Origin of the sequence: Kineosporia sp. NBRC 101677, from assembly GCF_030269265.1 — a bacterium.
GTDB lineage: Bacteria > Actinomycetota > Actinomycetes > Actinomycetales > Kineosporiaceae > Kineosporia > Kineosporia rhizophila.
On sequence record NZ_BSTA01000005.1, the window covers coordinates 190,175 to 200,883 of the forward strand.

The following is a 10,709-nucleotide window of genomic DNA, read 5'->3' on the forward strand; positions in this document are numbered from 1 at the left end:
CGGCTGGAACTCACCAGGCCTGAACGCGGTGGGCCAGGCTGCGGGCGAGATGCGCCGCCACGGCCGGGTCGAGCCGGGCAGTGACCATCAACCCGATCTGTGCAGCGGTGAGGATCTCGGCTTCTGGCGCCGGATCGTCCCTGGTTCGGCCGGCAATACCCAGGAAGGCCGCGTGGACCCGGGCGCGGTAGTCACGGATCAACTGGGCGGCGTCCTCGTCGAGGTCGTTCAGGTCCATCGAGGTGTTCAGCAGCAGGCAGCCGCGCCGCGTGACGTGCTCGGGAGCGCGGGTGAAGTAGTCGGTCAGGCCCTCGAAGTAGGCGACCAGTTCGTCCCGCCCGGCGTCAGCTTCCTCCAGGGGGCGCAGACGTGGCGTGATGATGTGCTCGAGGTAGTTCTCGGCGGCGCGGGAGAAGAGGCCGCGTTTGCTGCCGTACGTCTCGTACAGGCTGGACTTGCTGAGGCCGGTGGCGGCCTGGAGCTGGGCCAGGGAGGTGGAGGCGTAGCCGCGTTCCCAGAACACGTCCCGGGCCGCCGTGACCGCGGTAAGGTCGTCGAACTCCTTGCTGCGCGCCATCTTCGTCTCCTCCGCGGCCGGTTGACTTTCCGGACCGGTCGGTCCAGAGTAGCGGATCGGACCGAGCGGTCCGGAATGTTTCCAGGCCGATCGAATGAGATCAGGCCGGTTCAGAGGAGAAATCGTGCTCATCGCCGCGACCGTCACCGGAGTTCTGGCGGTGCTCTTCCATGTGGCCGCGTTCGCGCTGGAGAGCGTGTTGTGGACCCGCCCGGCCGTGTTCGGGCGCTTCGGCGTGGCCGGTGCGGCCGAGGCCCAGACGATCCGGCCGATGGCCTACAACCAGGGCTTCTACAACCTGGCGCTGGCGATCGGCCTCGCCGTGGGGCTGGTGCTGATCCACGGCGAGGGCGATGCGCTGGTGGTGGGTAAGTCGCTGGTGGTGTTCGGTAGTGCCTGCATGGCCCTGGCGGGTGTGGTGCTGGCCACGACGGGCCGGCGCTACCTGCGTTCGGCGGTGCCGCAGTTCGTGCCGCCCGCTCTCACCCTCGTACTGGTTCTGGCGAGCTGACCGGCTCCTCCTCGCGCGCCGCGCGGCCGGCCGAGAGGCTGGAGCCGACGCTGGCGGCGACCACCAGGACGACCGCGGCCAGGCGCAGCGGCCCCGCGTGCTGGTGCAGCAGCAGCCAGCCGATCGCGGTGGCGGCGACGGGTTCCAGGCTGAGCAGGATGCCGAACACGTTGCGCGGAACCCGGCGCATCGCAGCCAGTTCCAGGGTGTAGGGGATCACCGAGGCCAGCAGCGCGGTGCCGAGGGCGATCAGCAGCAGGTGCGGGGCCTCGGTCACGGCGGTGGCGCCGGACAGGCCGAGCGGGGAGACGGCCAGGGTGGCCACGGCCAGAGCGATGGCCAGGCCGCCGGTGCCGGGCACGAGAATGCCGACTCGGGCGCCGGTCTGGATGTACAGGGCCCAGAACACCGCGGCGATCAGGGCGAAGCCGACGCCCAGCGGGTCGAGACCGGTTGTGCTGAGCAGGCTCTCGAGGCCGAGGACGGCCATGCCGAGCAGGGCCAGGCCGACCCAGACCAGGTCGCGGCCCGTGCGGGTGAGCAGGGCGGCGAGGGCCAGCGGGCCGAGGAACTCGATGGCGACGGCGGTGCCCAGCGGGATGCGCTCGATCGCGGCGTAGAAGAAGCCGTTCATCCCGGCCAGGGCCAGGCCCAGGGCGAAGGTGGCGCGCCACTGGTCCCACTTCCAGGCGCGGACCGCCGGGCGGGCGATGGCCAGCAGTACCAGGGCCGCTATGCCCAGTCGCAGCGTGGTGGTTCCCCAGGCGCCGAGGGTGGGGAACAACTGGGCTGCGAGGGCGGCGCCGAACTGCAGGGAAATGCAGGAGCCGAGAACGAGCAGGACGGCAGGGTTGGACGTGTTGGACGTGCGGGGCATGCGGTCAGCATCGTGGGCCAACCTTCATTTAGTCTAGTGAACGTTAGTCAACGGAAAGCATTAGCTGAGCTGATGGGTCTGTTTCTGTGCTCAATCTGTCCCGTTTGCGAATCCTGCACGAACTGAACCGTTCTGGGACTCTCGCGGAAGTTGCCCGGGTGCTGAGCTACACCCCCTCGGCCATTTCCCAGCAGCTCACCCAGCTGGAGCGGGAGGTGGGGGTGCCGCTGCTGGTGAAGGTCGGGCGCCGGGTGCGGCTGACCGACGACGCGCTGAACCTGGTGCGGCACACCGAGGCGGTCCTGGCCCAGCTGGAGCTGGCCGAGGCCGAGCTGTCGGCCGCCCAGCCGGAGATCCGGGGGCTGCTGCGGGTGGCCTCGTTCCAGAGCGTGGTGCTCAGCCTGGCCCCGGTGGCGCTGAGCGTGCTGGCCCAGGCCCATCCGCGCCTGGAGGTGGCGATCACTCAGCGCGAGGTGTCCCCGGCCTACGACGGGCTGCTGGCCCACGACTTCGACCTGATCCTGGGGGAGGAGCATCCCGGTGTGCCCGAACCGGTGCGCGCCGGGGTGGACCTGTCGGTGCTGACTCACGATGCGATGCTGCTGGCCCTGCCGCGGCACGGGCCGCTCAGCGAGCGCCCGGCCTCGCTGTCGGACCTGGCCGAGCTGCCCTGGGCGCTGGACCCACCCAATTCCACGGCCCGGCGCTGGGCCGACATCGTCTGCCGTGAGGCCGGGTTCGAGCCGCGGGTGCGGTTCGAGAGCCCCGACCCCTCGCTGCACGTGCACCTGGTCCGGCAGGGGCACGCGGTCGCCTTCCTGCCCGGCCTGATGGGCGCGCTGCTGGAAGGCCTGCAGCTGGTGCAGCTTCCGGGCCGCCCGCACCGGCGGCTGTTCACCGCGGTGCGGGCCGGGAGCTCCAAACACCGTGCGGTGGAGGTGTTCCGGCAGGCCCTGGGCGAGGCGGCCGAGCAGAACCCGCCCCCGCCCGCCGTGGTGAGGCTCTAAGGCTGCTCGGCGAGCAGGGCGGCGGCGGTGTCCAGGTCGGTGATCAGGATGTTGACCCAGCCGCCGGTGAGGGCGGCGCGGATGGCGGCGTGCTTGTCGGTGCCCCCGGCCACGGCCAGACGGCGTTCGACGCTCAGCAACTGCTGCGGGGTGATGCCGACGACGCGCTGGTCGAAGGTGGAGGGCACGAGCCGGCCCTCGGCGTCGAAGTAGCGCAGGCAGACGTCGCCGACCGCGTTCAGCTCCCGCAGTTCGCGCTGGTCGGTCTCGGTGATCGCGTTGCCGCTGCTGCGCAGGAGCGGTGAGGGGGACAGGGCGCCGATGCCGACCAGGAGCAGGGTCAGCTCGTCCCAGGCCCGCACGATCTGGGCGACCGAGGCGTCCTGGGTGAGGGCCTCGCGCAGTTGCGGGCTGCCGACCAGGCCCGGGGTGGGCATGAACAGCGGCTGGCCGCCGGTGACCTCGGCGAAGCGGGTGAGCAGGCGGGTGGCCCGCATCTGGGCGGTGGGGTCGCCGATGCCGCCCAGCACCTGGCTGACGTTGCGGGCGACGGCGGGCCGCTTGGGCCGCATCGCCTCGACCGTGGCCAGCAGGGAGGCGCTCCAGGCGGACAGGCCGATCTCGTCGCCGCCGTGCAGGGTGGCGTCGAGGTAGGCGGCGGCCGCCCCGGCCAGGACCGAGAGCAACCGGTCCTCGTCGCCGGCCGGGACCTCGGCGACCACCGCGTCGCGCAGGCCGTAGCGGGCCTTGAGCCGTTCCTCCACGTCGGCGTGGATGCCGGTGGGAACGGTGACGACGGTGTGCACGATGCCCAGCTGGGTGGCCTGTTTCAGCAGCCGGGACACCCGGGGCTGGGAGATGTGCAGGTCGGCCGCGATCTGCGGCTGGCGCACGCCCTGCTCGTGGTACAGCCGGGCCACCCGCACCAGCAGGCGCAGCTGTTCGGGCTCGAGGTCGCGGCTGCGCGCGGACGGGTCCGGAGGGGGTGTGCTGGTCACCGCCGCATACTAGGCCATTGGTGAATAGCTATTCCAACGGCCTCCCCTTCTAGAGTCCGGTCATGCGCCTTCTCGTGATCGGTGGCAGTGGGTACCTGGGCGGCGAACTGATGAAGCAGGCCGGGGTGGCCGAGGGTGAGGTCCACGGCACGTACCTCTCAGCCCGGCCGGCGGGCGAGGGACGGTGGCACCGGCTGGATGTGACCGACCGGGCCGAGGTCGCCGCCCTCCTGGACCGGCTGCGGCCTGACATGGTGGTCAACACCGCGTACAAGCAGTCCGACTGGGCCACCACCGCCGAAGGTGCCATGCACGTGGCGGCCGCAACGGCGTCCATCGGTGGTCGGCTCGTGCAGGTCTCCAGCGACGCGCTCTTCTCCGGGAAGGCGGTCGTCTACGACGAGAGTGCGCGACCTGACCCGGTGCACGCCTACGGCGCCGCGAAGGCGGCGGCCGAGGTGGCCGTGGCCGGCCTGCTGCCGGGCGCGGTGATCGCCCGCACCTCGCTGATCGTGGGCAACGGTGACTCGCCCACCGAGAAGCTCGTGCACGCGCTGGCGAGCGGGGCCACGTCGGGGGTGCTCTTCGCCGACGACGTAAGGTGCGCGGTGCACGTCGCTGACCTGGCGGGCGCACTGCTGGAACTGGCCCGCGCGAACGGGCCGGGCGGTGTGTGCCACCTGGCCGGTGCCGACGCCGTGAGCCGGCACGAGCTGGGCCTGCTGATCGCCCGTCGCGACGGGCTGGACGAGACCGCGCTGCCGGTGGGCAGTCGCGCCGCCTCGGGAGTGGCCGGGCCGCTGGACGTGCGGCTCGACAGCACCCGCACCCAGGCCCGTCTGGCGACGCGGCTGCGCGGCGCGCGGGAGTTCCTGGCCCGGGGTTGAGACGCCCCATCTCTACCCTTACGTCACTGGTGACCCACCTGCCGCCTGCCGCTCAGGAGTTCCGCCAGCCTCACGCAACTGGAGAGTTGGCCGACGAAGACCATTGTGGCGTAAAACTTTTCGTTCCGGACACCGGCAGCTCATTGGTACGGTCGTCGTCCCCGACGTCCTAGGAGTGACCCGCAGGTGTCCAGTAGCCAAGACGTGCACACCGATGTGTGTGTGATCGGCGCGGGTCCGGCCGGGCTCACCGTCGCCCGGGAATGCATCGGTGCCCCCTTCGAGGTGCTGGTGCTGGAGAGCGGTCGGTACGAACCCGACGAGGCGGCCCAGGACCTGGCCGGCAGCCAGATGGAGTCGCCCTACTACCAGCCGCACGCCATGGCCGGCGCCCGCCGCCGCCAGTTCGGTGGTACGGCCAACGACTGGGTGCACGTCACCTGGCCCGGGCAGAGCCGGGTCTACGCGCGCACGCTGACCGGCGAACCGGTCGACTTCGAGGCCAAGGCGTGGCAGCCCGACAGCGGCTGGGCGGTGGGCGGCCAGGAGCTCGCGCCCTACTACGACCGGGCCCACCACACCTGGGCCGGCAGCGTCATGAACGACGACCCGGCCGCCTGGTCCACCCCCTCGACCCCGGTGCTGCCGGTGGGCCGGCTGCAGACCCGCATGGCCCAGTACGCCCCGGCCGACACCTTCACCCTCCTGGCCCGCGACCAGCTGACCGCCGCCCCCAACGTGCGCGTGATGGTCGGCAGCACGGTGATCGCCCTCGACGGCGGGCGCGACGACGACCGCATCCACCGGGCCGTGGTCGTGCGGGCCGACGGCAGCACCTTCTCCGTGTACGCCGAGATCTTCGTCCTGGCCGGCGGCGGGGTCGAGAACAGCCAGGTGCTCCTGTCGTCGCTGCCGTTCCGCCCGGGCGGTCCGGGCAACCGTCACGACAACGTGGGCTGCTGGGTCACCGACCACCCGGAACTGCGGCTCGGGGCCATCGAGCCGTCCTCGCCGGACGTGCTGGAGCGGGTCGGGCTGTACGACCTGCACTACGTGGGCGGCCAGATGGTCAACGGCGTGCTCTCGTTCGACCAGGAGTTCAAGCGCCAGGAGGAACTGCTGAACATGGGCGCGGTGTTCGTGCCGCGCCGGCCCGGTTTCAACTCCACCGCCGAGCGGGCCCTGCGATCGCTCAAGCCCCTGCTGCACGGCCGGCTCGTCTCCCAGCCCTGGGAGAAGGCCCGCACGCTGCTGTCCCGTCCCGGCGAGACCGCCGCGGTGCTGCGCACCTTCGACCGCTCCGGCCCCTCCGACTGGTACCGCTCGCCGGACGCCTACCAGTGGTTCCGCGGGGGCTGGTCGCGCCCGGAGGTGGACCGCTCGCAGTTCTCCCTGCTGCAGGTGCACGTGGCCACCGAGCAGTCGCCGCTGCGCGAGAACCGGCTGACCCTGGCCGCCCAGCGCGACGCCCTGGGCCGTCGCCGGCTGCACCTGAAGATGAACTGGACCCAGAGCGACCAGCGCAACCTGCTGCGCAGCATGGCCTACTTCGGGGTGGCGGTGGAGAAGGCCGGGCTGGGCCGGTTCGAGCCGTGGATGCGGTTCGACGGCCCGCTGCGCCCGCACTTCGGGGGGATGCACCACCCGATGGGCGGCACCCGCATGCACCCCGACCCGAAGCTCGGGGTGGTGGACCCGGACAGCCGGGTGCACGGGCTGCGCAACCTCTACGTGGCCGGCAGTTCGGTGTTCCCGACCAGCCTCGGCTACGTGAACCCGACCCTGACCATCGTGGCCCTGAGCACCCGCCTGGCCGACCACCTGCGCACCCGGCTCTCGGCCGCGTTGCCGGGCACACAGATGCCGGTGTCACCGTCGACCCGGGAAAATGTCATGGGTGGCTGGTGACTTCACCGCACTGCCGATCCGGCCGGGCCGGCGGTGGGATGGAGTCATGTCCACCACACCAGTCATCGAGGTTCAGCAACTCAACCTGAAGTACGGCGACTTCCACGCCGTCAAGGACCTGTCCTTCGAGGTGCGCAGCGGTGAGCTGTACGCCCTGCTGGGGACGAACGGGGCCGGCAAGACCTCCACCCTGGAGACGGTGGAGGGGCACCGCCGGCCCACCTCGGGCACCGTGCGGGTGTTCGGCCAGGACCCCCGCGACCGCCGGGCGGTGCGGCCCCGGATGGGCATCATGCTGCAGGAGAGCGGCTTCTCGCCCGACCTCACGGTGCGCGAGTCGGTGCAGGTGATCGGCACGCTGACCCGCCGTGAGGACGACCCGGCCCGGGTGATCGACGCGGTCGGCCTGACCCGCAAGGCCGGGACCCGGGTCTCGCAGCTGTCCGGCGGCGAGAAGCGGCGCCTGGACTTCGCCACCGCCGTCTACGGCACCCCGGAGCTGGTCTTCCTCGACGAGCCCACCACCGGCCTGGACATCCAGTCCCGTGACGACCTGTGGGAGTCGGTCGATCGGTTGCGCGAGGCGGGTTCCACCGTGGTGCTGACCACCCACTACCTGGAAGAGGCGCAGCAGCGTGCCGACCGGATCGGCCTGATGCACGGCGGCACCTTCTACCGCGAGGGCACGGTCGCCGAGCTGACCCGCACCCTGCCCGCAGTGATCAGCTTCGGCCTGCTCGCGCCGCTGTCCGGCCTGCCGGTGAGCGCGACCCGCACCCACGAGGGCCGCTACCGGGTGGAGACCCAGGAGCTGCAGAAGGACCTGCACCTGCTGCTGGGCTGGGCGTTCGACAACGGCGTGGAGCTGGTCGACCTCGAGGCCGGGCCGACCCGCCTGGACGACGTCTTCCGCGCCATCGGTCACAGCACCCCCGGCACGACCGCCGCCTGAAACCCCTTCACTTCCGAGAGGATCCCCCCCATGCTGTCGATCGCTCGCGCCGAGCTGATCCAGATCTTCCGCAACCGTCTGGTCCTGGTGACCAGCCTGATCATGCCGGCCGCGGTGAGCGCGCTGTTCATCCGCCAGCACGAGACCTGGGCCGAGATGGCCAGCCTGGGCTACATCGCCGCCCTGGTCACCTTCACCGTGGGCGCGTTCGGGCTCTACACCACGATCGTCACCACGCTGGCCTCGCGCCGGCAGAACCTCTTCCTGAAGCGGCTGCGCTCCACCGCTGAGAGCGACACCGGCATCATCGCCGGGCTGGTGGCCCCGGTGGCGCTGCTGTCGCTGATCCAGGTGGCCGTGATCCTGGTGGTGCTCGGCGCGGTGACCCGTGCCCCCGGCAACGTGCCGCTGCTGGCCCTGACCGTGCTGTCGATGATCGCCATGCTGATCGCCCTGGCCCTGGCCACCGCCGGGCTGACCAACTCGCCCGAGCACGCCCAGGTGACCACCCTCCCGGTCAGCCTCGGGGTGATCGGCGTGGCCAGCTGGGTGGGCATCAGCGGGATGGAGGAGCTGGCCGCCGTGAAGCGGCTGCTGCCCGGTGGTTCCGCCACCGAACTGCTGGTGCAGGCCTGGAACGGCGGTATCGGCCTGGGCGAGTCGGTGGCCCTGATGGTGCCGACCCTGGCCTGGGTGGGGCTGTCGGTGGCCCTGGCCACCCGGATGTTCCGCTGGGAACCGCGCCGCTGAGCGCTCTGACGCCAACAGCCCCCGGAGATGCTCCGGGGGCTGTTGGCGTGATGCGTGTCAGCGCAGGTTGATCCGGTCACTGAGCGGAAGGGACCGCGACGAGTCGCCGACCTGTACCCGGTAGGTGCCCGAGGGCGTCCGCCATTGGTCCTTCTTGCTGTCCCAGACCGACAACGGACGATCGGCGGACTTCTCGTGGATCGTCACCGAGACCGTCTGGGCGGCTCCCGGTTTCAGGGAGACCTGGTCGAAGGCGACCAGGCGCTTGCCCGGTTCCCCGGCCGCGGCGGGCAGGGTGAGGTAGACCTGCGGGGTCTCGGTCCCGGCCCGCTCGCCCGAGTTGCGGACCCGGAAGGTGACCTTGACCGAGTCGCCCCTCACGGACGTCCTCAGGTCCGAGTACGTGAACGTGGTGTACGAAAGACCGTGCCCGAACTCGAAGAGCGGGTCGATGTTCTTGCTGTCGTACCACTTGTAGCCCACGGCCAGGCCCTCGCTGTACTCGACCTGACGGATGCCGTCGCGGACCACGCCCGGGTACTGCTCCGGCGTGCGGGTGGGCAGGTCGGTCTCGGACTTCGGGAACGTCATCGGCAGCTTGCCGGTGAAGTTCACGTCGCCCCACAGCAGCGCGGCCAGGGCGTTGCCCTGCTGCTCGCCCGGGTACCAGGCCTGCACCACGGCCCTGACCTGCTTGAGCCAGGGCATCGTGACCGCGCTGCCGGTCTCCAGCACCGCGACGGTGTTCGGGTTCGCCGCGGCGACCGCACTGATCAGGGCATCACCGTTCTGCTGCAGCGAGAGGTTCGGGATGTCGGCGAACTCGCCCATCCCGAGCCAGCCGAAAACGAGGACGACGTCCGCCTCCTTGGCCAGTCGGGTCGCCTCGGCGACGTCGTCACCGTTGGAGTAGGTGACGGTGCTGCCGTTCTTCTGCGCCCTGGCGGTGATGCCGTCCAGGGGGGAGATCGGGGTGCAGGTGACCGCCGGGGTGGTGCGGAAGAGCATGGAACAGGTGCTCTTGGCGCTGATGCCGTTGGCGTTGGGCTCGTTCGAGGCCGTCGGGCCGATCACCGCGATGGTCTGCTTCCGGCCCTTGAGAGGCAGGGCCTTGCGGTCGTTCTTCAGCAGCACCGACCCCTGTTCGACCACCTCACGGGCGATCGCCTTGTTGGCCGGGGTGGAGACGTTCGCGGCCGCCTCGGCCGGCAACGGGTTGTCGAACAGCCCGGCCCGGATGTAGCTGCGCACCACCCGGAAAGCGGCCTCGTCGATCTCCTTGCGGGTGGTGCTGCCGTCGGCCAGGGCAGCCTTGATCCGGTCGGGGGTGTACCAGATCGGCCGGTTCAGTTCCTGGTCCAGCCCGGCGTTCAGGGACGGGCCGGTGGAGTGCACGGAGCCGAAGTCGGACATCACGTACCCCTTCCAGCCGGTCTCCTTCTTCAGGTCGTCGAGGATCTCGTTCTCGCACGCATACACGCCGTTGACCTGGTTGTACGAACACATCACGGAGGCCGGGTCGGCCTTCAGCGCGACCTCGAAGGGCAGCTGGTAGACCTGCCGGAAGGTGCGTTCGTCGATGTTCGAGGAACTGGTCTGGCGGTCGAGTTCCTGCTCGTTGGCCACGTAGTGCTTCAGGGTGGCGCCGACCTTGCCGTCCTGCTGAATGCCTTTCACCCCGGCGGCGGCGAGAGTGCCGGTGAGCAGCGAGTCTTCACCGAGGTATTCGGGGGTGCGACCGGACAGCGGGGTACGGCCGCTGGCCAGGCCGGGGGCCAGCAGCACGTTGCGGCGCTTGCCGTAGGCCTCCTGGGCCTGGGCCCGGCCCTTCTGCTGGGCCAGGCGCGGGTTCCAGGTGGCGGCCTGGGCCAGCGGAGTGGGAAAGGCCGTGACTCCGCCGGGGTTACGCACGGAGTCGGGGCCGTCGGAGTAGACCACGGTCGGGGTGCAGGGCACCTGGACCGGGTAGGTGGCGCCGTTGAACGTGGTCTGCGCCGGGTTGTTGGCGGCCTGTTCGTCGAGCCAGCGCAGGGTCTGCTCGAGGGTGCTGGCCTTCAGCAGCAGCCGGGCCCGTTCGTCCGCCGACTTGCCCGTGTCCATCCAGGCACATTCTTCGGCAGCGCTTTTCGTCGGAGCAGCCTGGGCGGGTGTGGTGACGGCCAGAACGGGGGCGGCCACCAGAGCCGCGAGCACCGGCACCAGCCGTGGGGGGAAGGTACGCATGGAGATCCTCTCCTGTCCG

General features: G+C 70.8%; 10 protein-coding genes. 6 read left to right on the forward strand and 4 right to left on the reverse strand.

The features are described from left to right. Positions 1-10: 10 nt before the first annotated feature. A complete protein-coding gene (locus QSK18_RS16885; RefSeq protein ID WP_232814296.1) occupies positions 11-577 on the reverse strand; it encodes a TetR/AcrR family transcriptional regulator in 567 nt (188 codons plus the stop codon). Positions 578-701: 124 nt separating this feature from the next. Between QSK18_RS16885 and QSK18_RS16890 the strand changes: the two genes are divergently transcribed. Beyond that, on the forward strand, positions 702-1,088 hold the full coding sequence (locus QSK18_RS16890; protein ID WP_232814295.1) for a DUF1304 domain-containing protein: 387 nt from the start codon (positions 702-704) through the stop codon (positions 1,086-1,088). Here the strand turns inward: QSK18_RS16890 and QSK18_RS16895 are convergent. Further along, positions 1,060-1,965 carry an EamA family transporter gene (locus QSK18_RS16895; RefSeq protein WP_232814294.1) on the reverse strand — a complete coding sequence of 302 codons (906 nt, stop codon included), beginning with the start codon at positions 1,963-1,965 and terminating at the stop codon, positions 1,060-1,062. The two genes, QSK18_RS16890 and QSK18_RS16895, sit on opposite strands and share 29 nt — an antisense overlap. A gap of 86 nt (positions 1,966-2,051) precedes the next feature. Between QSK18_RS16895 and QSK18_RS16900 the strand changes: the two genes are divergently transcribed. Further along, entirely contained in the window at positions 2,052-2,972 is a 921-nt protein-coding gene (locus tag QSK18_RS16900) for a LysR family transcriptional regulator (RefSeq protein ID WP_232814293.1), read from the forward strand. Here QSK18_RS16900 and QSK18_RS16905 read toward each other — a convergent pair. Further along, positions 2,969-3,970, reverse strand: coding sequence for a sugar-binding transcriptional regulator (locus QSK18_RS16905; RefSeq protein WP_232814292.1), 1,002 nt, complete (start codon positions 3,968-3,970; stop codon positions 2,969-2,971). The genes QSK18_RS16900 and QSK18_RS16905 overlap by 4 nt on opposite strands. Positions 3,971-4,032: 62 nt before the next feature. On the opposite strand from QSK18_RS16905, the gene QSK18_RS16910 reads away from it, so the two are divergent. From QSK18_RS16910 to QSK18_RS16925, 4 genes are all read left to right on the forward strand, one after another. Beyond that, positions 4,033-4,857 (forward strand): SDR family oxidoreductase, encoded by an 825-nt coding sequence (locus tag QSK18_RS16910; RefSeq protein ID WP_232814291.1) that lies wholly within the window; start codon positions 4,033-4,035, stop codon positions 4,855-4,857. A gap of 186 nt (positions 4,858-5,043) precedes the next feature. After that, positions 5,044-6,765, forward strand: a complete 1,722-nt coding sequence (locus tag QSK18_RS16915) for a GMC oxidoreductase (RefSeq protein ID WP_232814290.1) — start codon at positions 5,044-5,046, stop codon at positions 6,763-6,765. Between the two features lie 46 nt (positions 6,766-6,811). After that, positions 6,812-7,717 carry an ABC transporter ATP-binding protein gene (locus QSK18_RS16920; RefSeq protein WP_232814289.1) on the forward strand — a complete coding sequence of 302 codons (906 nt, stop codon included), beginning with the start codon at positions 6,812-6,814 and terminating at the stop codon, positions 7,715-7,717. A gap of 30 nt (positions 7,718-7,747) precedes the next feature. Beyond that, a complete protein-coding gene (locus QSK18_RS16925) occupies positions 7,748-8,467 on the forward strand; it encodes an ABC transporter permease (RefSeq protein ID WP_285620218.1) in 720 nt (239 codons plus the stop codon). Between the two features lie 57 nt (positions 8,468-8,524). On the opposite strand, the gene QSK18_RS16930 is transcribed toward QSK18_RS16925, so the two are convergent. After that, on the reverse strand, positions 8,525-10,690 hold the full coding sequence (locus QSK18_RS16930) for a beta-glucosidase family protein (protein WP_285620220.1): 2,166 nt from the start codon (positions 10,688-10,690) through the stop codon (positions 8,525-8,527). Between the last annotated feature and the right edge of the window lie 19 nt (positions 10,691-10,709).

What these genes read in the sequence shown, in the direction of transcription:
- QSK18_RS16885 (WP_232814296.1), bottom strand. Translation starts at nt 577, where the DNA reads ATGGCGCGCAGCAAGGAGTTCGACGACCTTACCGCGGTCACGGCGGCC.
- QSK18_RS16895 (WP_232814294.1), bottom strand. Translation starts at nt 1,965, where the DNA reads ATGCCCCGCACGTCCAACACGTCCAACCCTGCCGTCCTGCTCGTTCTC.
- QSK18_RS16910 (WP_232814291.1), top strand. Translation starts at nt 4,033, where the DNA reads ATGCGCCTTCTCGTGATCGGTGGCAGTGGGTACCTGGGCGGCGAACTG.
- QSK18_RS16920 (WP_232814289.1), top strand. Translation starts at nt 6,812, where the DNA reads ATGTCCACCACACCAGTCATCGAGGTTCAGCAACTCAACCTGAAGTAC.
- QSK18_RS16925 (WP_285620218.1), top strand. Translation starts at nt 7,748, where the DNA reads ATGCTGTCGATCGCTCGCGCCGAGCTGATCCAGATCTTCCGCAACCGT.
- QSK18_RS16930 (WP_285620220.1), bottom strand. Translation starts at nt 10,690, where the DNA reads ATGCGTACCTTCCCCCCACGGCTGGTGCCGGTGCTCGCGGCTCTGGTG.